Origin of the sequence: Vibrio sp. ED002, from assembly GCF_023277445.1 — a bacterium.
Classification (GTDB): Bacteria; Pseudomonadota; Gammaproteobacteria; order Enterobacterales; family Vibrionaceae; genus Vibrio; species Vibrio jasicida.
The window spans coordinates 2240987-2265993 of record NZ_CP080239.1 but is presented as its reverse complement, the minus strand read 5'-3'; the positions used below and the strand labels follow the sequence as shown (position 1 = coordinate 2265993).

The following is a 25007-nucleotide window of genomic DNA, read 5'->3' as shown; positions in this document are numbered from 1 at the left end:
ATAACCCAATTTCTCGGTAAGTTATTGAGTAGTAAGTACTAACTTAGTTCCATCTCAACACACGAGTTTCGTTACCCTCTTCCGGCTTAGCTGGGATATTCAAGGACAGTAACAAGCTCACTGCGGCCATAACTGCGCCAATGTAAAACACGCTTGAAGGCGAAACCAACCAAATCACACCAAAGGTTACCGGAATCACGACCGCTGCAATGTGGTTGATGGTAAACGCTACACCAGCGGTTGATGCCATGTCCGCCGGATCGGCTATCTTCTGGAAGTAAGTTTTGATTGCAAGTGCCAGTGCAAAGAACAAATGGTCAATCACGTACAATGCTGCCGCCCACTCCGCAGTTTGCACTAAACCGTAACCGACGAAGACAAAAATCAGTCCCACATATTCAAACATCAATGCTTTGCGCTCACCAACGGCTCCGATAAAGCGGCCAATACGTTTAGCAAACAGGAAGTTGAACAAGTAGTTGATTAAGAAAAGCAGTGTGATGTCCGCAGCCGAATAGCCAAACTTCTCCACCATCAAGAAACCAGCGAAGACCGTGAAGATTTGACGGCGAGCACCACTCATAAAGGTCAATGCATAATAAAGCCAGTAGCGCTTACGCAGCACCAACTTTTTGTTTTGTGGAACTTCCGTTTTGAATTCAGGGAACGCAAACGCCATCACCAGAATCAATACAAAACCGATACCGCCCGCCAGCAAGTAAACCGTTTTGAATTCTAATTTGAGCTGCTCAAGCAGAATCCAAATCGCACCATAAGTAATCAAAGACGCTAGTGCACCAACCGATATAAACTTGCCTAACATTTCTGGTGCTTCTTCTTTGGTTAGCCATTGCAAAGAAAGGGATTGCTTCAACGTTTCAAAGTAATGAAAACCAGTCGACATCAACAAGGTTGTAAAAAGAAGTCCAAACAAAGATGGGAAGTAACCTGTGATTGCCGTGCCCAGTGTCAGCATAGCGAGCGAGACCAACATAAAACGTTGCTCGCGGATAAACAGCAAAACAAAGACAACAGTGAAAGCAAGAAAACCGGGAATCTCACGCACACTTTGCAGTAAGCCGATATCTGCGCCATCAAAGTTGGCTTTTTCGATAACGAAGTTGTTCAGTAGCGCCATCCAAGTGGAGAAGGCAATAGGAACAATAATGGAAATCAGCAGAAGAAAGTTCTGTGGCGTTCTCCAGCTTTTATGTGGCGTATTCATGATGAGTCCTTAGAATATGAAGCCGCCATCATACCGCCAAATGTAACAAAATCGCAATATCCTTATAAATTATTTACCTAGCAACTTTCGTAACATTATCCTAAACTTAGCGACAAATTCCATTTAAAATACTCACTACTAAGATTGCAATCTTGCTACTTTTAAACATTTCTTTACATCCTCTTCCTTTGAAACAAACCCGTTTTCGTCGGCAACAATTGAAGCTTATGCCTGGAGATAAAAGGTTGTGAGCTTCTTGTTGAACGCGTGCAGAGTTATACTATTGCCATTCGTCTTTCTTTTCGGCATCAGCCACACTTTTTGTCTCGATATTATGAAAAAACAAGTCCTGTTTCTTTGCACTGGTAATTCCGCACGATCTCAACTTGCTGAAGCGATATTTAACCATATGGCGGGCACGCTCTTTCATGCTGATAGTGCAGGTGTTCACCCTAGCGAAGTAGACCCAAGGGTGTTTGAAGTATTAGATGCACATTCAATTTCTGGCGAGTCACTGCATTCGAAGGATTATGCCGACGTTGCGAACAAGTCTTATGACTTTGTGGTTACATTGTGCGATAACGCCAAAGATGAATGCGTGATCTTCGAACAAAACATCGACCAATTACATTGGAACCTAGTCGATCCAAAACCACTCGAAGGCACAGAACCGTTCCAAAATACGGCCAAAGAATTGATCGAGCGCATCAGTCTATTTCTACTAGTAAACAGTGAAGAAAACCGTACACAAGTGGATCCAAGTAGTTTCTTTAAACTGATGAGCGATCCGTTGCGACTCAAAATATTGATGCTGCTAGAAGATGAACAAGACTTAACCGTCACCGATCTCAAAAACGCTTTGAACGAAAGCCAGCCAAAAGTCTCTCGTCACTTAGCATTGCTACGAGACACGACATTCTTAAAAGATACACGCCATGGCTTATGGATCCATTATCGTCTTTCCCCTTCGCTTCCTATGTGGATTAAGCATCTACTCCAAATAGTGCGTGTCGGTAATCCAGGCATCATTAATATTGAAAAGAACCGCTTGAAAGCCGCACAACAAAGTGAGCAATAACCTTTTTCACTCAGCTTAAGACATACTGATGCCTCGATGAAAAACCGCTGCATAAATGATTTGGAGCGGTATCACTTTGTCAGCGACAAGTCAGTATCAAAACTTGGTGTTAACCCAACCCACCCTTACAAATAAGACGCTGATAATATTGGTAAAAATCACCTTCAATTCGTCATGTTGGGTACAACCCAATATCATAAATACCCCATGAACAAGTGAAATGCCTTCGTGGTGAGCATCGTTAAAATACCCTTTATTCAAGATGCCTTTTGCAACCGTAACCAACACGATATTGTTGAACTCGATTTGCTACTTATTGTCCCGACTCCAGCTAGTAGCAGTTTGTGACTCCACATAAGCCTTTCCCACCCACTCCTAGGGTGGGCTTTTTTTTCAAAAAATGCAGTGTGTAGGCATTCCAGTCCTATATCTTTTAAAGGTGATAACTTCGGCTAGTATTCATTGAGGTATCATCTGAACATCAGCCAATAAACGGCTCAATCAATATTTCATCTTTGATAATCGAGAATACCCATGCGAAACGCTAAAATCGCGAAGACCATTTTGTGGGTTGTGGTCGGCAGTTCGATGCTTTGGCGTCAGCTAGTCAGCATGGACTACCTGCTCCATTAAACAAGCAGACCGCACGCCTAGTGATAATGAGGTAAAGCCTCATCGAAAGCCCTTTTCTCACGGAAGAGAGAGGGCTTTCAACTTTCTGTTCCTATCTAAACGTCTATAGTCATCTGGATGATGAACAATCTTGGGAATGCCTAAACCCTTTTTAGTACCGATGCTAAATTAAGCACCGAATTGAGAGATTAGGATTCATGAGATGAAATACGCATTTTCAGTGATGTTATTGTCACTGCTTCCTGTGGTCGCAAACGCTGGCCCTATCGACCCAAAATGTAGCCCTAAGAAGCTGGCTAAAGGTGTAACGAAGGTTGTAGGTAACCGTTGTACGCTTGATGAGACGATCGCGGATACTACGAAAGAAGCGCTAGGCGTCGACCATCGCGTTAACCCTAAGAAGCGACTAGAAAGAAAAGGTCTTATCAAAGACGAAAAGTCGGACTAAGCGCCCACCTTCCATTCCTTCCTAAAATGGCCAGTGTTTATCGACACTGGCCATTTGGTTTTAGCTCAACCGAAGCCCCCTCGCCTTTAATGGTCGTAGGCCCAATATCAAAGCGGCATGCTTCGCCACTAAGGTAAACGGTATTCAATAGATTGTGCTCTTGATAAGTGACTCTGACTTGAGACTTCATAGGAGCAACAACGATGATGTCAACTTCACGACCAGTGGGTTGAGCTTGGTTAACACAACCAGCGCCAAGTAAAACAAGAGGAACTAAGAGGCTTTTCATAACAATAGAGTCTTTCATTCACGTCATAACAGTCAAAAAAAACCACCCAGATACAAGGGTGGTTAATAAAAAAGAATACGCTATTTCTATAACAGTGATGAATCTTAATTAAGCTCAATAATATTTTGATGGCATCGTAAAATTAAGCAAAACTAGACTGCCTACCAGCTAAACTCGCTCTTTGTTCTCTTACTCTTTGTTTTGTTACTCAATGTTCTTCACATTCAGTCGATTCTGGAACTCAAACACCTTTTCAGGACAAACATCTAAACAACGCCCGCAACTCATGCAGGTTTGATCCATCACGCGACGGTCGCCTTCTTTTAATGGTTGACGCAAAATCTCCGGCTCGGGGCAAACATAAAAACAATCCATGCACTTAGTACAGTCTTCTCGGCGCACGGCAGTGACTCGCATTAAACTCTTGCTACCAATCACGCTGTACGTTGCTCCCAGTGGACACAAGTGTCCGCACCAACCATGTTCTACGAGCAATAAATCGAGAACAAACACCAGCAAAATAAGTACCCAACCTGCTCCCATGCCAAACACTAGGCCTCGATGCAATGCCGCTACTGGGTCTAACCAAGTCCAAAGCACTGAGCCCGAAATCGCGCTGCCAAACATCAATGCAGGAATTAACCAATAGCGAATATTTGGCGACCAACGATAACTCGCTTTGAGATTGAGTTTTCTGCGCAGCCACGCAGCAAAATCCGTCACGATATTGAGTGGGCATACCCAAGCACAAAAAGCGCGCGGAGCAAGAATCGCGTAAAACACCAACACAATCGCTACACCTAGGAAAGCGTTAAACTCTGGAATATGACCTGTGGCGAGAGACTGTAATACAATCAGAGGATCGCTTAATGGCACCGTATTAAGCAGCATACTGGAAGACAAATTGCCTTGCAGAATGCCCCATGTTGGCCCTGCCATAAACAGAACAATGATGGTCAGTTGGCATAATCGACGTAGAATGAGAAAACGATGCGCACGCCACCAGCCCAGTTTTTCGATGGCTTCTTTGCCAGCATCTTGCGCTAAGTTCTTGGCCATTATTGACCTCCTTTGAGCGACTCAAGCGCACCACTTGGCACTGGATTATCTGCTGGTAAGACATTTTCAAGCGGCTTGTCGATTTCTTGCCAGCCAAAATTGTAGTGGCTACCAACCTTACCTTTCGCTAGATCCGTTGGCACCACTTTGATCGCAGCCACATCAAGCACACAAGCTTGTTCGCATTTGCCACAACCCGTACACACATCAGAATTGACGGTCGGGATCAGTTTCGCGTGATAGCCCGTTCTATCATTACGAATGTTCTCCAGCGTTATCGCTTCATCAATTAGCGGGCAGACACGGTAACAAACATCGCAACGCAAACCTTGCCAGTTCAGACAGGTCTCGTGGTCGATCAGCACAGCCGTCCCCATTCTCGCATCGTCTATATCGGTAAGATCATGATCCAACGCACCGCTAGGACAAGCCACGACACAAGGGATGTCTTCACACATTTCGCAAGGAATATCGCGCGCAGTGAAGTACGGTGAACCAGTTGCAACTGGGGATAGCAGACTCGCAAGCTTCAAAGTGTCATAAGGGCACGCCTGAACACACAGCCCACAACGAATACAGGCAGACTCAAAATCACCTTCTGGCAAAGCGCCAGGCGGACGAATAGGCACACCTTTAGTTTCGCGTGCTTGGCTCTGCAAAGACTGCAAACCAAGAACACACGCTGCCGCACCTACACCAGCGGCGGTACGGGCAGTGTCACGCAAGAATCGACGTCGACTTTGCGAGGTTTTTGATTGAGAGGATTTCATTATTATTTTCCTCAAACACGCTCTAATTGCTCTTAAATAAGTTAAGCATAAATAGCGCTAAAAAGGTGTGCTCCCCATACCCCATAAGAGGTAACTCAAGTGTCTCTTGATTAAAATCAACTCGTTGCAGATACCGACTTCACACTTTAGTGAAAATGGCTTTATTTCGTTATTTCAAAGTTCACCATTATTCTCCATAAAATGAGAGTTACTCAGTATAAAAATTCAACACAAAATCACTCTCATTGGTATTTTCAATGATAATCCACTATGAAAACTTAAAATTAGAAATACGTAACATACTAAATTAAAAGTAGTTTGGTGCCTAAAGCTAAAAAAATACTATTCAAACCGCATTTCTCTGGTTAGATTGAAATTAATTCCAATAAACCAAAGGAGAGAAGCATGGAAATCATCGTACGTCCAACCACTGTTGAAGACGCTGCTGCACTAGTCGAAATCTATTCACAACCGAAAGCACAACGTGAAACCCTGCAACTCCCTAAGCCATCTCTCGCGATGTGGGTCGACCGACTATCCAACATGCCCACAGGTGTTTACAGTTATGTCGCAGAAATCGATGGTAAGGTGGTCGGAAACATTGGCTTTCATCACTCCCAGCGCCCAAGAACATCACACACGGCCTCGTTTGGAATCGGTGTGCACGATGAGTTTCACGGTTTAGGGGTCGGCAACGCGTTGATCAGCACCGTAACGGAGCTCGCCGACAACTGGCTCAATGTTCGACGTATTCAAATCGAAGTGAACACCGATAACGAAGCTGCCATTGGCTTATACAAGAAACACGGTTTTGAAATAGAAGGTGAATTGGTCGATGCCTCTTTTAGAGACGGTGAGTTTATTAATACTTACAGCCTAGCCCGTATCAATAAACCGAAAAACTAACGTCTATTGACCTAAAAACTGCCTTTATATACCCAAGTAACCTCGAGATACTTGGGTATATCTACCTTCGGGTCGATTTTGTTTTCTTCGCTGTTTCTACCCCAAAGAGTCCAGGACACGTTTGGTGAGCGCTTCGGTATAAGGGTTAATCTTCCAATGATCTGGACTCCATCCTTTTACAAAGCGTTGGAAATCCGCCCAAGCCACGGCAAATAAAGGTCGCCACTCTTGTTCGACCTCAGATGGTTCTAACTCGGTTTGATAATGTTTCAGTGCTGTATTTAACGCAAAAAATAGGTATCAAGCACCCAAGGTTCCATTTCAGCACATTTATCAGGATCGACAGCACTGCTCATAAATAGCGCGACATCTTTCATCGCACAACCATGACCGACGTATTGAAAATCGACCGCGGCAACCGCCGAGTTTTGCGAATTGAAGCAGAAGTTTGCTAGCTTCGCATCGCCATGAATCAAGGTTTGAAATCGCGCTTGTTTTAGAGTTTGGTCGATTAACCCTGCCCTCTTTTTCAACCGAGCATCTTGAAGGACTGCCAATTCATCAGGTCGAGTATCTAAGTGCCAATACGTTCCCGTTTTCCATAAAGCATCATGATGAACGCCAATGTATCGCGCATGAAAGTTAGCAAGCCATTCTAAACACGCTTTTAGTTGGGCTTTTCCTGCACTTTTCATTACGTTTGGATACCCCGCCAGAGTAAGATCTTCCATCACGATCAACCATTCCGTTTCATTCTGAAAGCATTTAAGCCCTTGAGGAATGCGGCAACGCTCATCAACTGTTTGACTGAAGTATTGATACCAACTCACTTCAACTTGGTAAGAATGCAGCTTACGTTTATGGGAGCGGTCGGTATTCCAGCCTCGCGGATGCTCAGACGGTTTTGGTAATTGAACATGCTTTACGATAATGGAGCGCTGCGAAAAGGTCAGTCTGACCAACTCTCCGTATCCGCCCCATAAAGACTGGATCACATCGACACCTTGAAGCAAACCAAGTTCCAGTTCATCTCCGATGCTTTGATAATGTGGGTTATTCATTGATTCCATCAAGCGAGTAAATGCGACCATTCTGGGTGTGTTGCCATGTATTTAATCACGTATGGGCAAATGGGCACAATAGTGTAACCAAGCGCTTCAATCTCAGGTAGAACCGACGCCATCATGACGTTTCCATAACCTTTGCCGCGAGCTTCTTCCGGAATAAGCGTCGAAGTAATATGCATCTCCCCATTCTCGAGTTTATAAGCCACTTTCGCTTTATGGTCTTGGTCTAAATCGACCCAGAAAATCTGGTTTGTTGTGTCATGTGTCACTTTCTGCATTATCTACCTCCCACTTTTAGCCTCTGTTTTATTGAATCAATCTATATGACTGCATAGAATGATATCAACGCAATAATCTAGTCAATTCCTACTAATTATCATAGCGCGGAACACCTTCTCGAATCAGGTACGACAATAAGAATGAGAAATATGATGGCGAGCGCCAGGGACAGTCGAGCGTCTCTACAGAACAAAAACGCCCCAGAACGTCAGGCAAGCACATTAAATAGCACCGATGCAATGGCAATGGTGGAACACGGCAGTGAAGTCACATTGAACGTGACGACACCTGTTGGAACGAAGTTCATCACCACGAGCACCTTCATGGGTTGCCATTCAAATAATACCGCGCTGATAGAAATTCCAAACATTTCAGATGAAGATTTGAAGTTCTATTTCCAAGAAGGTTTTTGGATTAACGTAAAAGCGTATTCGCATCGCGGCGAAGGTGCGGTTATCCCTTTCAGAGCACAATTACAGCACCGCTTGGGTGATCCATACCCGTTACTGGTGCTGAGTTTGCCAAATACCATGCAAGTGTATCAACTAAGAAAAGAAGTGCGTTACGAAGTAAATTTACATTCTCGACTTCAGTTTGAACAGTACCGAGCTGAGTGTGAAATACGCGACCTATCAAAGAGTGGTTGCCGTTTTGTAACTTCACCAATGAGTCGAACACTTCAAGTCGGAGATCAGATTACGTTAGATATCACCATGCCAGGAAATGGACGTCTGCTTGCACCATTAAAAGGGAAAATTTGTAATCTGCAAAAATCGGTGCATTACGCGCGTTACGGCGTGGAATTTGATGACTTTGGCAAAGCAAACGCTAAGAACTTATTAAGCCACCTAAAATTTGATGGTACCAAGCTAAAGCTGAAAGGTTGACGCAAAGCTTCTGTTCTGAATTTTAACGTTACAATGGAAAAACCCCTTACCATCTGGCAAGGGGTTTTAAACAACTAAAAATAAGGCAGTATATTTTCAGTCATATTCGACTTAGAAATCGTAGCGTAGGCCTAGTGCTAGCTCGTCTTTCTCTTCAGTACCTTTGCTGTCCATTAGGTCGAAGTTGTATGACGCGTAGCCACGGAAGTTAGGCTTGAAGTAGTAAGTTACGTCAACCGCTAGGTTATCGACGCTGTCGTCGTTATCTTGCTCTGCTTTGTTGTACGTAGAAGTGAACACTGTTTGGCCCATTGTGTAAGCTACTGCTAGCTCATAACCTTTGTAGTCAACATCACCAGAAGCAGGAGCCACATTAGCATCTTGATCTAGGTTATCACCACCAGTGTAAAGACCAGAAACGTAGAAGTTACCAACAGTGTAAGCAGCCGCTAGCATGAACTCGTCACCTTCGTTCTGATCTGCGTAGCCAGCACCAACTTCGAAACCAGTGTCAGCAAATGCGTAGATTGCTGATAGAGAGAAGCCATCTTCATCGTTATCACCAAAGCCATTCGCTTCTTCAGTACGGTCAGCAAAACGGTAGCTTGCACGCAATGCTAGTTGCTCGAACTGACCAGCGTAAGAAACCATGTTGTCTGTACGATCAGCCACTGCTAGTTTGTATGCTGCAGTATTGCCGTGGTAAGCCATGATATCTGTAAAATCAGTGATTACACCTAGTGCACCATCGTTTTTACCGTAAGTGATTTCACCGTACTTGCCACCAAGACCTGCGTAAGCGTAGCGAGTTTCAAGATCACTGCTCTCATCGACAGCGCCTTTTTCAGAAGTTTCGAATTCACCTTCCCAAAAACCAACACCGTACAGGCTGTCGTTGATTTCCTGTTTGCCTAGGAAGTTAAGACGGATACGAGAAGCATCTTCTGCTTTGCCATCCATCATAGAAAGACGCGCTTCAGCACGGCCGCCCATGTTTAGTGAAGTACCGTCTTGGTTGTATAGTTCTGAAGCGACAACTTGAGATCCAGATGCTAACAGTGCCACTGCTACAGCTAATGTTTTCAATTTCATTTTAATTTTCCATATCTTTGTTTTTAGTTGTTTCCTCACCAGAAAACAGGACATTTCTGTACCAACGAGAAAACGGACGGCATAGTAGCAGCCTCGATTTATAGCGCAACAAGTTGAATAGACAGGATATATAGAAGAAAACACCATGCGAGATGGCAATATGAATACAGCAAAACCATCAAGTTAGCGGATAGATAGGAAAATGTGTGTGTGTCAAAAAAATTTTGACGCAAAAAATACACTCAAAAGATTTATAAATGTGACATCAGTCACACACAATTTCATGTAAACATCTGATTTATATGATGTTGATTTTATCAATATTGAATTAAAGGTAAAAAAAATCCCCAAGCCAACGCTCAGGGATTCTTTTCGATCAGTCGATGTTTATCACTTACCGCTTTTTATTAAAGCTTGAAGAAGCTCAACTGTTCTTTTTGCTTTTCAGCGAGGTGAGAAAGCTCTGTACTTGCGCTCGCGCTTTGGCTGATGCCTGCTACGTTTTGGTTCACAAGCTCAGACATGTTTACCACGTTGCGGTTGATGTCTTGAGTCACCTGAGACTGTTCTTCTGCCGCTGTTGCCACTTGCGTATTTGAATCGTTGATGTTGGCAACAGATTCTGTAATACCAATCAACGCATCATTCGCTTGCTGCGTTAGTTCATTGTTGCGGTTCAGCATTTCTAAGCTCACCTGCATACTGTCATTTGCAAGGCCAGACTGTGCTTGAAGCTCTTCAATGATAGAAGAGATTTCTTGCGTTGAATCTTGAGTGCGCGCTGCCAGCATACGAACTTCGTCTGCTACAACAGCAAAACCACGACCAGATTCACCAGCACGTGCTGCTTCAATCGCCGCATTCAGTGCTAGAAGGTTAGTTTGCTCAGATACGCCACGAATCACTTCAATAACATCGTTGATTTGAACCGATTGCTCTTTCAGACGAAGAACCACTTGCGCCGCATCGTTAAGTGCTTGAGACATTTGCTCGCTTGCTTGTGCACTCTCTTGGAAGATCGTTAGGCCAGATTGCGCTAGACCATCCGCTTCACGAGCTGTCGCATCTGCTGATGTAGCATTATCGCTAACGTTATTTGCCGTGCTTGCAAGCTCATTAACAGCGGATGCAACTTGTTCGATTTCCGCCAGTTCTTGCTGCGCATTGGCTTCAGCTTGCGTCATTACCGCCGCAAGTTCAGTTGAAGCAGACGCGACTTCTTCGCTAATACGCATCAATTGATCAACCGTATCATGAAGCTGTTTCGCTGTTTGGTTAACGTCTTTGCTTAGCTGAGCGATCTCGTTGTCACCATCAATGTCTGCACGTACTGACAGATCACCACCCGCGAGTTTACGCATCACTTCTTGTAGTTTTTGGATTGGCGTAACAATCATGCCTGACAAGAACCACGCGCCTAGCAAGGAGAAGGCAAAAACAGCAATCACTGACATCATTGCGTTGTTTTGTACGCGAACGTGTTCACGAGCACTTGCTTCTGTCGCTTGTGTTGCAATTTGGTTTACGCGTTGAGACAGCGCATTGATCGTTGCAACCATTTCATTACCGACACGACGGTAACCAGAAATAAAGTTTGTGTATTCACCATCAGAGACCAAGCCACGATCATGACGATTGAAGAACTCAACCGCACGAGTTGAATAGTCGATGTATGTATCGATGCTTTGGCGTACTTTTTCCGCTTCTGATGCAAAAGTGCCACGCGCATCAATCTTGTCGATATCCATATCAATGGCTTTCGCGCCTGCTTTAAGATCAGCAAGGAAGGCATCACGACGAGACGCATCATAAATCGCGTAAACCGCGCTAATACGTAGTGGGTAAACTTGGTCGTCAATTTGAGCCAGTGTGTCTTTATAGAACACGAGCGATTCGGAGTTAGAAGCAACCAATTCTTGCTCTGCTTCTAGATTGTTTTGCGTGATCCACAATGCAATAAACAAAGTGATCGCGGTGAATAGAACTGGAACCAAAATTTGCGTTCGAACCGACAAATTTTTCAGGGATAGCTGCATGAGTGACCTCAGGTATTTGCGTGTGGCTTCCTTGCGATGGGATTATTCCCAGACGAATAGACAAGGGGGCAAATACTAGAGGTAGATCACATTTTTGTCCAGAGCGAAAAGTCATCAATTTCATAACGTTAGTGACAATATCCCGTCAACTGCGACGGGATATTGTCGTTATGACAAATTATGAAAACTTGTACACTTTTTTATCAGCTTTTACGCCAATGAGTGCTTATTTTCTAAGCGCATTCAACTTAGCTTGTGCCAACCCGAAGATGGTGTCGATTGGGTATGTACCTTCGTCGGTTGCTTCACCAGCCGCTTTGCCTGTGAATAGCTCTATTGCTTCCGTTACGTGGTCGATAGCCCAAATATGGAAGTCCCCCTTCTCTACTGCTTTCACTATATCTGGACGAAGCATAAGGTTGTGCACATTTGAACGCGGAATAATCACCCCTTGCCCCTCGTGACGGCCTTTGATAACACAAACATCGTAGAAGCCTTCGATCTTCTCGTTCACACCACCGATAGGTTGTGACTCACCAAACTGGTTCATTGAACCGGTAATCGCAATATCCTGACGGTTTGGTTGTTTCGAGAACGCAGAAACGACAGCACAGAACTCAGCCATACTCGCACTGTCTCCGTCCACACCACCATACGATTGTTCGAAGGTGATGGTGGTCGTTAGTGGAACACGAGCGGTTTTGCCAAATACAGAAGATAAGTAAGCCGACAGAATCATCACGCCTTTAGAGTGGATGCTGCCACCCAAATCAACACTGCGCTCGATATCAATCACATCACCGTCACCGAAACACGTCGTTGCCGTAATTCGGTTTGGCGCACCAAACATGTGGTCACTGGTACTTAATACAGAGAGCGCATTCACTTGGCCCACAGCCATGCCTTCGGTGCGAATCAAGGTCGTGCCATTAACGAAGGTTTCCATCACGCTATCTTGCAAACGGCTGACTCGCATTTCTTGATTGCTCAAAGCCTCTTCCACGTGTCCGATGCGAATCATGTTCGAGTTCGCTTGGCGAGCCACGTAGTTAGATTCACGCAGCAAGTTGGCAATATTCGCAGAGTGCAGTGACAGTTTCGTTTGGTCACCTGATAAACGAGAACTGTATTCGATAATGCGTGCAATGGCTTTCTTATCGCAATGCAACATGTTGTTGTCATTCACGACACTTGAGATAAAACGCGCGTACTGCAGCTCTGAGTCAGGTGTACGCTTCATCTCATCTTCAAAGTCTGCTGTTACTCTAAACAACTCACCAAACTCCGGATCATAATGCTGGAGCAACTGGTAAGTGCGGTAATCACCAAACAGGATTATCTTTATATCAAGAGGGATCGGTTCTGGATCGAGAGACACCGCACCAGTTAGCGTTACCTCTTTCTCTAACGAGGTAAAACTTAACTGACGCGAACGCAACGCTCGTTTGAGACCATCCCAGACGTAAGGCTGCTCTAGTACTTTTTGTGCATCCATCAAAAGAACGCCACCGTTGGCTTTATGTAGACTGCCCGCTCGAATTAACGAGAAATCAGTAAATACTGTGCCTTTGAAAGTTGCGGTTTCAATCGAGCCAAACAGAGAGTGATAGTTCGGGTTTTCTTCCACCACAATTGGAAATTCACACTTGCTGCGATTGACCAACACATTCACTTTGTAACGACGTGGTAACTTCTTATCTAAAGAAGCTGTGGCAATCTCACCTTGCTCTCCACTCTGCTCCAAGAAAATATCAGCATTTTCAACGATGTCTTTTTGCAGATCAGTGAGATACGTTTTGATCTCAGAGTACTCCGCATAATCCACTTTCAACTGTTTGATGAAGTGGGTAATTACATCCAGCGTGACATCATCATTGAGCTTTTTGATCTTTTCACTGAACGACTCTTCCCACTCGGTCAGCTCACGAATCATGTTACGTAGACTGACCTCTAGTTCATCAATGCTACTGGAGAAGTATTCTTGCTCTTTCTTACTCAGGGCATCAAACGTCTCTTCGGTATGCAACTCTTCGCCATCCATCGCGACGAACTGGTAATCACCTTGAGTCGTTATCGTTAAGCTAATGCCTTTTTCTTTTGCTTCTTTACTGATGCTGTCCAATTCAAGCTGTTGCTTGTTCGCCAATTGGTTTTTTAGGCGATCGGCACGGCTGTAGTACATCTCGTTATCGAATGCTAAAGGCAGTGCATTCAGCAACTTCCCCATCAACTTTTCAATATCAGCTTTCAGTTTGTTACCGATACCGCAAGGTAACTTGAGGACTTTGGGAACACGTGTGTCTTCAAAGTTCGCCACGTAGCACCAATCAAACAGTGCCGCTTCATCATGTTGATGACGATTTAAATAGCGCAGAATCATGGTTCGCTTGCCCAGACCATTCTGACCAATAGCGTAGATGTTGTACCCTTTCTCCTTGATTGACATCGCGAACTCGACCGCCTTTTGAGCGCGCTCTTGTCCAACGATTTCATCAATCGGAGGCAATTCCTTGGTCGACTTACATGGCATATTCTCTAGATCCGCTACAGAATATAGCTGTTTAGGTTCCAATCTTTGTACTGCCATACTCGCCTCCTTTTTCTTATTGTCGTTACCTCAGTGTAGAGATTATTTGTTTAAAATTAAGTGATTTATCTTCCACACCAGTTCGTTTGGACATTTTACGAGCAGTCACTCAGCAACAAAATGAAAACAAGTCGCACTTGCAATTGATAATAATTTTCATTTAATATCTCTTCAAATCGAATTTTGCGGAGATGAACATGAATATTGAGCAATGCTGGATGCGCTATTTGAAAGCAGAGCAATTGATGGAGCAAGGACATTGGCCTGAAGCTCACCGTCTATATGAAGACGTGCTCAATCATCTACCTAACCATATTCAATCCGCACTAGACAATGAACAAACCAAACCGTGTCAGTTCGTTTGTTTGATAAGTGGTTTGCGTGATGCAAGCGTCGCGCAATCAGAGATTCTAAACAAACTGGGCTTGCATCAAGAAGCGTTCGCTGCACTCAATCAATCCTATGCTCTATTTCAGTTCTTACAGCTCGAAAGCCATGATCTAATTTGCCGTGTAAGCCAATTGCTTAGTAAACAAAGTGAAGACTTGTTAGCACACATGGCCGCATTTTGCTCTGCACAGCGCAATGCGCAATGGATGATTGAATTAGACCATGTCACACGAGCTCATGAGCAGTTCTTGTATCTACAAGCGATGAGTTCTGCAGAAGCGGGAGCGTCTCAGCTATATAACTAAACCGTACCGCATAATTAAAGCCGCACTGTGTGAACAGCAAGTAAGGCAATACATAACAACTCGATACACAAGGAAACGTGATGTCCGCACAAACCATTCTTTCGGTGAAAAACCTGTCTGTCAGCTTTACGACAAACGATGGTATCGTCGATGCAGTAAAGAATGTGAGCTTCGACTTACAAGCAGGAGAAACACTGTCTATCGTTGGTGAATCAGGCTCAGGCAAATCTGTCTCAACCAATGCGTTGATGAGGTTGCTGCCAGATAATGCCATTTTGCATAATAACGCTTCTATCGTCTTTGAAGGCGAATCAATCCTAGAGAAAACCGAACGCCAAATGCAAAGCATCCGTGGCGATCGCATTGGTATGATTTTCCAAGAGCCAATGACGTCTCTAAACCCATACATGCGTGTCGGTATTCAAGTGGCGGAAGCCATTATGTGTCATCGTCCAGTGAGTAAGAAACAAGCGAAAGACAAGGTGCTTGAGTTGTTTGACTTGGTGCATTTACCAAATCCTCAACAAGCTTACACTAAGTATCCGCACGAATTCTCCGGTGGTCAGTTGCAACGCATCATGATTGCCATGGCTCTAATCAACGAGCCAGACATTCTGATTGCCGATGAGCCAACCACGGCGCTAGACGTTACCGTTCAGGCAGAAGTGCTTTATCTGATCAAAGAGATCCAAGCCAAGATGGGCATGGCAATTTTGTTCATCACTCACGACTTAGGTGTAGTGAAACACTTTGCTGACCGAGTATTGGTGATGTGTAAAGGTGAAGTCGTCGAAGAAGGCATCACAGAAGCACTCTTCTCCGAACCGCAGCATGATTACACCAAGATGCTGATTAACTCGATTCCTAAAGGCAGCAAAGACCCGATTGAAGAAAACGCCGCTGAACTTCTTAAAGCCGATGATATCCGCGTTAAGTTTCTTGTTAAGCCGCACTTCATCGCCAGCAAGAACGAGTATTTTGAGGCAGTTAAAGGCATTTCACTAGAGTTAAAGCAAGGCGAAACGCTTGGTATTGTTGGTGAATCAGGTTCCGGTAAATCGACACTAGGACGGGCTTTGATTGGTTTGCTGCCATCAAGTGGCAAGATTCAATTCAAAGGACAAGACCTTTCCCTACTCTCTACCAAACAGCGTTTTCAGTTAAAGAAAGATGTACAGATGGTGTTCCAAGACCCTTACGGTTCGCTTTCTCCTCGCATGACGGTCGGTGATATCATCACTGAAGGTCTCACAGTGCATCAACCTCAAATCGGCAAAGCAGAACGAATGCAAAAAGCACGTGATGTTCTGCGAGAGGTACGCTTAGATCCAACATCTATTAACCGCTACCCGCATGAGTTTTCTGGTGGTCAGCGTCAACGTATCGCGATTGCACGTGCGTTAATTCTTGAGCCTTCTTTCATTTTGCTTGATGAGCCAACCTCTGCTCTCGACCGCTCTGTTCAGTTGACCGTCATTGATCTTCTGAAAGATCTGCAGAAGAAACACAACATCGGCTTCTTGTTTATTAGCCACGATCTCTCTGTAGTCAAAGCGCTGTCGGACCGTGTTCTGGTGATGCAAAAGGGTGAAGTCATGGAGCAAGGAACCGCAGAAGAAATTTTCCACAACCCGCAAAGTGATTACACAAGAAAACTGATTGATGCCTCATTTGATCTTGAAAACAATGAAAATCAAGATGATGCAGCCTAGATTCATCACAATTTCATATTCATAAACTAGGATTAAAGTATGGCGAATTTTTCGCCATAACTACGAAAATGGTATAGCTGCCATTCGGTTTGGCCGCCGAGACTGGTTGGTTCAAAGTTAGGCTTAGTCACCCTAGCTAACACATTGAGTTCCCCCAACCATGAAAAATGCCGCGATGGATGTCGCGGCATTTTTTATTATGTTGAGTCAGTGAGTTGAACTAAACATCGAGCGTTTCGATACCCATGTTATGTAATGCAAACGCGTAAACGTCGGTAGTCAGGTCGATTTGTTTGCTCAGCGGCATCCCCGCGCCATGGCCAGCATTCACATCGATACGAATCAGCACCGGATTGTCTCCTTGATGCTTCTCTTGCAGCTCTGCAATGAACTTATATGAGTGCGCAGGGACAACACGGTCGTCGTGGTCTGCGGTCGTAACAAGTGTAGCCGGGTACGAGACACCCTCTTTCACGTTATGCACTGGTGAATAACCAAGTAGATATTGGAACATCGCCTCGGTTTGCTCTGACGTGCCGTAGTCGTACTTCCAGCCCTCACCAGAGGTAAAGGTGTGGTAGCGAAGCATGTCTAATACGCCAACTGCAGGAATCGCCACTTTAAACAGCTCTGGACGCTGAGTCATACACGCACCAACCAACAAGCCGCCATTCGAACCACCGCGAATAGCAAGGCGTTCTGAGCTCGTATAGTCGTGCTCAATCAAGTATTCCGCCGCAGCAATAAAGTCATCAAACACGTTTTGCTTTTGTTGCTGAGTACCTGCATTGTGCCAAGCTTTGCCATATTCGCCGCCGCCACGCATGTTTGCCACCGCGTAAATACCACCAAGCTCTAACCAGTTCGCGACATTTCCCGAGAACATCGGCGTCAAACTGATGTTAAAGCCACCATAGCCATAAAGCATGGTTGGTGCTGTACCATCGAGTTTGGTGCCTTTCTTATACGAGATGATCATCGGCACTTTCGTCCCGTCTTTTGAGGTATAGAACACTTGTTGAGACTCGTATTCTTTACGGTCGAACGGGGCTTTCGATTCTTGGTAGAGTGCAGACTCACCACTTTCTACATCAAAAGAGAAGATGGTTGGAGGGGTCACGTAGTTAGTAAAGGTGTAGTAAAGCGTCTTATCTTCTGCTTTGCCCTGTAAGCCATATACGGTGCCTTGATCAGGCAGAGTAACCTCACGCACTAACTCGCCTTGGTAAGTAAACTGCTGAACCTTAGAGAGAACATCAACCATGTAAGTCGCAAACAAGTAGCCACCACCTTTGCTTATATCCAGTGGTTGTTCCTGCTCGGCAATGATCTCTGTCCATTGCTGGGTTTGAGTGTTGTAGCCAACCACTTTGCCGTTAGGCGCATCTAGGTTGGTATAGAAGATTAAGGTGTCATCTTGGTTATCAATCAGATGTGTATCACCATCGGTTGTATCTCGAAGCGTGATTACGTCTTGCTCTTCTGAAGCTAGATCGACATAAAACAGTCTGTTACCCGATGTCGACTCTGCGCCTGTAATAATAAGGAAGCGGTCATCTTTGGTTGTCACTCCCCCTACATAACGGTGCTTCTGCGCGTCCAACGCACCAAAGACAACTTTGTCTTGAGATTGTGGTGTGTCTAATTCATGGTAGTAAAGCTTGTGCTGCTCAGTGCGCGCCGAAAGCTCACTGCCCTTAGGTTTGTCATAACTCGCGTAGTAAAAGCCCTTGCTACCAAGCCAAGAAATTGTGGTGAACTTAGCGTCGACAATTTCAGGCTCAAGCTGCTCTTTGGTTTCTACATTAATGACGAAGATCTTACGCCAGTCGCTGCCGCCCTCAGAAATGGAATACGCGACAAGAGAATCGTCTTTAGAGAACTTCACTTCACCAAGTGATGTTGTTCCTTCTTCTGAAAAGGTATTCGGGTCTAAGAAGATTTCCGCTTCTTCATCCCCTTTGCGACGGTATAAAACGCTCTGGTTCTGCAAGCCATCGTTTTTGTAGAAGTAAGTGTATTCACCATGAACAAAAGGTTGAGAGTACTTTTCGTAGTTTTGGCTGCTCGCCACTAAGTCGCGAATTTGTTGGCGGAAAGGAATCTGACCTAAGTAATCAAAGGCCACTGAGTTTTGTCCTGAAACCCACTCCGCCGTTTCTTGGCTGAGATCGTCCTCTAGCCAGCGATATGGATCTGCGATGTCGTGACCAAAATAAGTGTCGACGACGGAATCTTTACGAGTTTTTGGGTAATGCATAACGTCCGTGTTACTCCGTTTGAAGTTAAGTGTTTTGTTTTATTATTTTGTTGAGATTTATTCTCAATACCTACCTTAGGGCTCAGGTATAGAATTTCAACCAATAGATTGAAACATTTCTTGTATTTATGAACTAATTAAAAGTAATGCGAAATAGTGAGGTATCGCTCTCGAATGTGCTCAATCAAGAGTTTTACTTTGTTCGGAGGTTGACGAGTAAATGGATAAACTGCGTAGATACCCAGCTTTTTACCGACTAATTCAGGGAAAATATCCACCAGCTCACCACTGCGAATGTCGTGATAAACCAAGCAACGTGGTACGTAGGCGATACCATGCCCACCTAGGGCTGCTTTTCTTAGTGCAGTAGCGTTATCCGTAGAAAAGCTACCCGACACTTTGACGATGTAGTCCCCTTGTTTACCTTTGAACTGCCAATCGGTAGCACCGGTAGTTTGATAGGCGTATTGCAAACAGTTGTGTGCGGTTAGGTCGATAGGCTCAATCGGTTTGCCATTCTTCGCGATGTAAGAAGGCGAGGCACAAACCACCCATTGTGAGTCCAAAATATGTCGCGCAATCAGGCTAGAATCTTCGAGATAACCAGTGCGAATCACTAAGTCATATCCACACTCCACCAAATCCACAAAACGATTATCCAATGACATGTCGACCGTTAAGCCTGGGTGCATATTGCAAAACTCAGCGACCGCGTCCGCTAAAATCAAATCACCCGAGATAGTCGGTACCGACATTTTGATATGGCCACTAACATTCTCACCAAAGCCTGAAACTGCATCCATAGCCTCTTGAGTGGCTTGCTTCACATTTTTAGCACTGTGTAACAAAACCTTTCCCGCTTCGGTCAGGGTCAATTTACGCGTTGTTCGATATAATAGCTGAGCGCCGATTTCTTCTTCTAGCCGAGCAATCCTCTTACTAACTACCGAATTTGTAAGGTTATTTTCTTCCGCCACCTTACTAAAGCTGCCCATTTCTACTACCTGAGAGAACAGGATTAGGTCATCTGCACGCATCGATTATGTCACTTTTGGAATAAATTAATTTCATTATTTCCCTATATCTATAAAAAATAAAGGGGTAAATTCACGCCAAATTAACAAAACCATTACAACAAAAATCATCTCTACAGCATAAAGCCGTTCGAGAAGTCAGCGTACGAGGATGTACCAATGAGTGAAACCCTACTTGCCCTTGTGGCGTTTTCGCCAATTGTTGTCGCCGCCATATTATTGGTTGGTCTCAACTGGCCTGCGAAAAAAGCCATGCCCGTTGCGTTCGGAATAACCGTCGCTATCGCCCTAATGTTTTGGGATATGTCAGCAACTCGCGTACTGGCGTCTGTCTTCCAAGGATTAGGTATTACTGTCTCTGTTCTATGGATCGTGTTTGGTGCCATCTTCTTGCTCAACACTTTAAAGCACACCGGCGCGATCACCACTATCCGTAACGGATTCACCGATATTTCAGCCGATCGTCGCGTACAAGCCATCATTATTGCTTGGTGTTTTGGCTCCTTTATTGAAGGCGCATCAGGCTTCGGTACACCTGCTGCTATCGCCGCTCCTCTATTGGTAGCCATTGGCTTCCCCGCTCTTGCAGCAGTACTGATGGGCATGATGATCCAATCTACGCCAGTATCCTTCGGTGCGGTTGGCACACCAATCATTGTCGGCGTGAACAAAGGCTTAGATACGCACAATATAGGTGAAGCACTGGTTGCTCATGGCTCAACATGGGACGCGTACCTACAGCAAATCACAGCAAGTGTGGCAATGATTCACGCAACGGTTGGCACTATGATTCCAGTGCTAATGGCGATGATGCTGACGCGCTTCTTCGGTAAGAATAAGAGCTGGAGCGAAGGTCTAGACATCCTACCTTTCGCGCTGTTCGCAGGTGTTGCCTTTACCGTGCCTTACGCACTAACAGGCGTATTCCTAGGTGCTGAGTTTCCGTCATTAATCGGTGGTCTAGTTGGTCTGGCTATTGTAGTTACTGCAGCGAAGAAAGGTTTCCTCGTTCCAAAAACCAAATGGGACTTCGAAAGCGAAGATAAGTGGCCAGCAGAATGGCTAGGTTCTCTAAAGATCAATCTTGATGACAACCCAGGTAAACCAATGAGCCTAACCAAGGCTTGGGCACCTTACGTGATGCTAGCAGTTATCCTAGTAGCAAGCCGCGTAAGCCCTGAATTCAAAGGTCTGCTTAAAAGTGTAAGCCTATCGTTTGGTAATATTCTTGGCGAAACGGGTATCAGCACGGCAATTCAACCTCTTTACCTTCCGGGTGGCATCTTAGTCTTCGTAGCATTACTTGCAGTACTTCTTCAAGGTGGCGGCGCTAAGTCATTGGGCAAAGCATTTGGCGAATCAAGTAAGACGTTAATCGGCGCAGGTTTCGTTCTTGTGTTCACCATCCCTATGGTTCGTATTTTTATTAACTCAGGAGTCAACGGCGCCGAGCTAGCAAGTATGCCTGTAACGACGGCGAACTTTGCAGCAGACCTCGTTGGCTCAGCATTCCCGGCGTTGAGTGCTACTGTTGGTGCCCTTGGTGCATTCATCGCCGGCTCTAATACCGTGTCGAACATGATGTTCAGCCAGTTCCAGTTCGAAGTAGCGCAGACATTGACTATCTCAAGTGCCATTGTGGTTGCTCTTCAAGCGGTTGGCGCTGCTGCGGGTAACATGATTGCCATCCACAACGTTGTGGCAGCCTCTGCAACGGTTGGCCTGCTAGGACGAGAAGGTGCAACGCTACGCAAGACGGTTATCCCAACGTTCTACTACTTGGTGGTCACCGGCATCATAGGTCTGATTCTGATTTACGGATTCCAACTTACAGACGCCTTAATGAAGTAACACTTACGCAGGGTCTCCCCCGCCCTGCACTTTCTCTGGCACAGCGGTCAGCACTACTACCCCGACACTTTTGGTGTGGCTTGCCGCATCAATCCCCCGACCGATGTGCCAGTCTTTTTCAGTACAGATAATTGATTGTTCCGTGTATGGAATGTCTCACAGCTCAATCACTTATCTATACTCTATTCTGATGTCGACTGCCGAAAGGATGGCAGTCAGTGAAACACTGACAGAGCAGGTGCTCATTGACTCAGGACGCAATCTTAGAATAACAGCCAGGACACACGAATATGATTATCTCTGCTTCTACAGATTACCGCGCTGCTGCGAAAGCCAAGCTGCCTCCATTCCTTTTCCATTACATTGATGGCGGTTCATACGACGAGCGCACGTTAAAGCGCAACACCGATGACTTAGGTGACGTAGCACTGCGTCAGCGTGTTCTGCGTGATATGAGCGATCTAAGCCTAGAAACAGAAATCTTCGGTGAAAAGCTGGCAATGCCAATCGCTCTTGCGCCTGTTGGCCTGACCGGTATGTACGCGCGACGTGGTGAGGTTCAAGCAGCAAAAGCGGCAGAAAAGAAAGGCATTCCTTTCACCATGTCGACCGTATCTGTTTGTCCAATTGAAGAAGTGGCACCTGCGATTGAACGCCCAATGTGGTTCCAGCTGTATGTTCTAAAAGACCGTGGCTTTATGAAGAACGTACTTGAGCGCGCGAAAGCCGCCGGTGTAACAACGCTGGTTTTCACAGTAGATATGCCAGTTCCGGGTGCTCGTTACCGTGACATGCACTCTGGTATGAGTGGCCCTAATGCCGCAATGCGCCGAGTATTCCAAGCCATGCGTCACCCTAGCTGGGCATTGGATGTCGGCGTATTAGGTAAACCTCACGATTTAGGTAATATCTCTACTTACCGTGGCGAACCAACTAAATTGGAAGACTACATTGGCTGGCTGGGCGCAAACTTCGACCCTTCTATCTCTTGGAAAGATCTAGAGTGGATTCGAGACTTTTGGGATGGCCCAATGGTCATCAAAGGCATCCTAGACGAAGAAGATGCAAAAGACGCGGTTCGTTTCGGTGCCGATGGTATCGTGGTATCTAACCACGGTGGTCGCCAGCTTGATGGCGTACTTTCAACAGCAAAAGCGCTGCCAAGCATTGCAGATGCCGTAAAAGGTGACCTAAAGATTTTCGTCGATTCAGGTATTCGTACTGGTTTGGATGTCGTGCGCATGCTGGCACTTGGTGCAGACTGTACGCTTCTGGGTCGCTCTTTTGTATACGCACTCGCAGCCCAAGGCGGTGCTGGCGTAGAGAACTTGCTTGACCTTTACGACAAAGAAATGCGCGTAGCAATGACGCTTACAGGAGCGAAAACCATCTCTGACTTATCGCGTGATTCTTTGGTGAAGATTCCTTAGGCAAATCGCTCTAAACCATGTTCATATAAAAAGTGACAGCCTATTGTGCTGTCACTTTTTCATTTCATCCGGCGTTACGCCATTCTTAGCACAGGCTCAAACTCGGCTTGTTCCTCCGAAAGAAACAATCGAATCGCATGGCATTTCTCTCCCATCAATCCGAATCGCTGTGGGCACGTCTCTGTATAAAAACCAAAGCAAGTCGCACCTGCGGCATCCGCTAAATGCAGCGGCCCCGTATCACAGCATAGAAAGCCATCAAGATAACGCAACGTTGCACCCAATTGACGCAGATCTTTGCACGCCAAGGTTCGGGAGCCTTTTAATAGCGGTTGCTGAATATCCGGGCTTAACACTTCCACCCAATTCACACTCTGTCCTTGCTTACGTTCAAATTCAGCCAGAATGTTTAACCAAGCATGATCACTGAGCTTTTTCTTGCCTCGCGCACCACGGAAGAAAGCAAATGTTGGCTTGCCTTCTTCGCATAATTTACGTGCTTGCTGAATACCAGAGGAAAGCTCTTTTGAATCAAACACAATATGATGATCCAAGGTGCTATCAAGCTCATGTCCCATCGCTTCAAGGATAGAAAGTGGCTTGTAGGCACCGTGACGAAAAGGCGAATCGGCGACCGAGGAGTGAGTAAATACTTGCTCTGTTTTCACTTTCTTAAAAGCGATCTTGTTCTTCGCGGGAATAACAGCGGAAAGAAAAGTGTCACACGCGCCCGCCGTCGGTGCGAACAACAAGTCATATTTCTGTTGCTTTAACAGACGGATGGTCGCAAGTGCTTTATCTGGCGATTTGAATGACAAGTTGGAGTAATGAATCTGATTGATGCCAAGATTCTTGAAGACTTCACCTTGCCAAGGCGAATTCAACAATAGATCAACTGTCGCATTTGGGTATAAGCGCAGAACCTGATGAACAAACGGAAGCAGGAAGTACATATTTCCGATACGACTATTGTTTCTCACGATCAAAATACGTTTCACCTGATCGTGCGGCATTGGTTCGTGAACAGTGAGAGAGTCGTCATTCAACCAACCTGCAAGTTTAGGCTCAAGTTGGTGCGTCAAACGACGACGTTGTTTATCGAAATTACGGAGAAAAGTCTTCACAGCCATTCCTTTCATTCAAAGGGACATCATGACTGTTAGTTTTATCAGTAGAGATGTGAATAAATTGTCTACGACAAAAAATACACGGATGGAATCGGTTAGTTCACCGTGTGTTCGTACTCAATCACAACTTGGTTGCCTTCAATGAAGACATTACGGATTTCACCATCTACGGTGATACGGTTTTGTAGATACACGGAGCCCGAAGAAGAAATATCGCGTTTGCTCATAGATGGAATCACTTGACCAGGACGAACATGCAATTGTTCGCAAAGTTGTTTCACGAAGCCAAGTGTTAGCGGAGCATTCCCACGTAACAATGCAGAGAACTCATGCAAGCTTAAACCTAGGCGCTTTGCCATCTCCATTTGGGTGAGGTGCATTTTTGCTTTTTGCGACATCCAAATGTCGTAGAGCGCATTTCTATCTAGCTCTGTGAATTCCATGGTTTATCTCCGTATGTCAAAGTGACACTAAAGTCTCATATTTGAGCTTGATAAATGTTAGCGATGAGTCAAAGAACCTACAATTGATGGTTCGAATGA

Annotated in this window: 20 protein-coding genes and 1 pseudogene; 8 read left to right on the top strand and 13 right to left on the bottom strand. The window is 45.2% G+C overall.

Translation table 11 applies throughout. From position 1 onward, the window contains the following. Positions 1-43 precede the first annotated feature (43 nt). Entirely contained in the window at positions 44-1225 is a 1182-nt protein-coding gene (locus tag ITG12_RS26890) for an MFS transporter (RefSeq protein ID WP_038876335.1), read from the bottom strand. A gap of 331 nt (positions 1226-1556) precedes the next feature. Between ITG12_RS26890 and ITG12_RS26885 the strand changes: the two genes are divergently transcribed. Both ITG12_RS26885 and ITG12_RS26880 read left to right on the top strand, forming a co-directional pair. Continuing rightward, positions 1557-2303, top strand: coding sequence for a metalloregulator ArsR/SmtB family transcription factor (locus ITG12_RS26885; protein WP_038876533.1), 747 nt, complete (start codon positions 1557-1559; stop codon positions 2301-2303). Between the two features lie 835 nt (positions 2304-3138). Continuing rightward, on the top strand, positions 3139-3384 hold the full coding sequence (locus ITG12_RS26880) for a hypothetical protein (RefSeq protein WP_038876337.1): 246 nt from the start codon (positions 3139-3141) through the stop codon (positions 3382-3384). 37 nt (positions 3385-3421) lie between these two features. Here ITG12_RS26880 and ITG12_RS26875 read toward each other — a convergent pair whose 3' ends face one another. The 3 genes from ITG12_RS26875 to napG all read right to left on the bottom strand — a co-directional run bounded on the left by ITG12_RS26875 (position 3422) and on the right by napG (position 5502). Continuing rightward, a complete protein-coding gene (locus ITG12_RS26875) occupies positions 3422-3673 on the bottom strand; it encodes a hypothetical protein (RefSeq protein WP_038876536.1) in 252 nt (83 codons plus the stop codon). A gap of 204 nt (positions 3674-3877) precedes the next feature. Then, positions 3878-4732 carry a quinol dehydrogenase ferredoxin subunit NapH gene (napH, locus tag ITG12_RS26870; RefSeq protein WP_038876339.1) on the bottom strand — a complete coding sequence of 285 codons (855 nt, stop codon included), beginning with the start codon at positions 4730-4732 and terminating at the stop codon, positions 3878-3880. Continuing rightward, entirely contained in the window at positions 4732-5502 is a 771-nt protein-coding gene (gene napG / locus ITG12_RS26865) for a ferredoxin-type protein NapG (protein ID WP_038876341.1), read from the bottom strand. The genes napH and napG overlap by 1 nt, the downstream gene beginning before the upstream one ends. Positions 5503-5907: 405 nt before the next feature. On the opposite strand from napG, the gene ITG12_RS26860 reads away from it, so the two are divergent. Continuing rightward, positions 5908-6408: a GNAT family N-acetyltransferase gene (locus ITG12_RS26860; RefSeq protein WP_038876343.1), complete on the top strand. Its 501-nt coding sequence runs from the start codon at positions 5908-5910 to the stop codon at positions 6406-6408. A gap of 96 nt (positions 6409-6504) precedes the next feature. On the opposite strand, the pseudogene ITG12_RS26855 reads toward ITG12_RS26860, so the two are convergent. Then, positions 6505-7478, bottom strand: a pseudogene (locus tag ITG12_RS26855) (phosphotransferase). Continuing rightward, positions 7478-7753: a GNAT family N-acetyltransferase gene (locus tag ITG12_RS26850; protein WP_063344707.1), complete on the bottom strand. Its 276-nt coding sequence runs from the start codon at positions 7751-7753 to the stop codon at positions 7478-7480. Before ITG12_RS26850 ends, ITG12_RS26855 begins: the two are co-directional and overlap by 1 nt. A gap of 150 nt (positions 7754-7903) precedes the next feature. Between ITG12_RS26850 and ITG12_RS26845 the strand changes: the two genes are divergently transcribed. Continuing rightward, positions 7904-8641 (top strand): flagellar brake protein, encoded by a 738-nt coding sequence (locus tag ITG12_RS26845; protein WP_227741120.1) that lies wholly within the window; start codon positions 7904-7906, stop codon positions 8639-8641. A 111-nt stretch (positions 8642-8752) separates the two neighbouring features. Here the strand turns inward: ITG12_RS26845 and ITG12_RS26840 are convergent, their stop codons facing one another. From ITG12_RS26840 to ITG12_RS26830, 3 genes are all read right to left on the bottom strand, one after another. Beyond that, on the bottom strand, positions 8753-9733 hold the full coding sequence (locus ITG12_RS26840; protein WP_038876351.1) for a porin: 981 nt from the start codon (positions 9731-9733) through the stop codon (positions 8753-8755). Positions 9734-10140: 407 nt separating this feature from the next. After that, positions 10141-11769, bottom strand: a complete 1629-nt coding sequence (locus tag ITG12_RS26835; protein ID WP_038876354.1) for a methyl-accepting chemotaxis protein — start codon at positions 11767-11769, stop codon at positions 10141-10143. 226 nt (positions 11770-11995) lie between these two features. Beyond that, positions 11996-14356 (bottom strand): ATP-binding protein, encoded by a 2361-nt coding sequence (locus ITG12_RS26830; protein ID WP_038876357.1) that lies wholly within the window; start codon positions 14354-14356, stop codon positions 11996-11998. A gap of 197 nt (positions 14357-14553) precedes the next feature. On the opposite strand from ITG12_RS26830, the gene ITG12_RS26825 reads away from it, so the two are divergent. After that, positions 14554-15051: a hypothetical protein gene (locus ITG12_RS26825; RefSeq protein WP_248874588.1), complete on the top strand. Its 498-nt coding sequence runs from the start codon at positions 14554-14556 to the stop codon at positions 15049-15051. An 80-nt stretch (positions 15052-15131) separates the two neighbouring features. Then, positions 15132-16763 carry an ABC transporter ATP-binding protein gene (locus tag ITG12_RS26820; protein ID WP_248874586.1) on the top strand — a complete coding sequence of 544 codons (1632 nt, stop codon included), beginning with the start codon at positions 15132-15134 and terminating at the stop codon, positions 16761-16763. Positions 16764-16983: 220 nt separating this feature from the next. Here ITG12_RS26820 and ITG12_RS26815 read toward each other — a convergent pair whose 3' ends face one another. Both ITG12_RS26815 and ITG12_RS26810 read right to left on the bottom strand, forming a co-directional pair. Continuing rightward, complete coding sequence (locus tag ITG12_RS26815) at positions 16984-19023, bottom strand: prolyl oligopeptidase family serine peptidase (RefSeq protein WP_248874584.1); 2040 nt, start codon at positions 19021-19023, stop codon at positions 16984-16986. 137 nt (positions 19024-19160) lie between these two features. After that, positions 19161-20060, bottom strand: coding sequence for a LysR family transcriptional regulator (locus tag ITG12_RS26810; RefSeq protein ID WP_042601209.1), 900 nt, complete (start codon positions 20058-20060; stop codon positions 19161-19163). Positions 20061-20216: 156 nt separating this feature from the next. Between ITG12_RS26810 and ITG12_RS26805 the strand changes: the two genes are divergently transcribed. Together ITG12_RS26805 and lldD are read left to right on the top strand one after the other, a co-directional pair. Further along, positions 20217-21908 carry an L-lactate permease gene (locus ITG12_RS26805; protein WP_042604831.1) on the top strand — a complete coding sequence of 564 codons (1692 nt, stop codon included), beginning with the start codon at positions 20217-20219 and terminating at the stop codon, positions 21906-21908. Positions 21909-22198: 290 nt separating this feature from the next. Next, the gene (lldD, locus tag ITG12_RS26800; protein ID WP_005439035.1) at positions 22199-23338 is read left to right on the top strand and encodes an FMN-dependent L-lactate dehydrogenase LldD; all 1140 of its coding nucleotides are present in this window, start codon (positions 22199-22201) and stop codon (positions 23336-23338) included. 74 nt (positions 23339-23412) lie between these two features. Here the strand turns inward: lldD and ITG12_RS26795 are convergent, their stop codons facing one another. Both ITG12_RS26795 and ITG12_RS26790 read right to left on the bottom strand, forming a co-directional pair. Beyond that, complete coding sequence (locus tag ITG12_RS26795; protein WP_248874582.1) at positions 23413-24468, bottom strand: glycosyltransferase family 9 protein; 1056 nt, start codon at positions 24466-24468, stop codon at positions 23413-23415. A 92-nt stretch (positions 24469-24560) separates the two neighbouring features. Continuing rightward, positions 24561-24908 carry a helix-turn-helix transcriptional regulator gene (locus tag ITG12_RS26790; RefSeq protein ID WP_005439037.1) on the bottom strand — a complete coding sequence of 116 codons (348 nt, stop codon included), beginning with the start codon at positions 24906-24908 and terminating at the stop codon, positions 24561-24563. Positions 24909-25007: the final 99 nt, after the last annotated feature.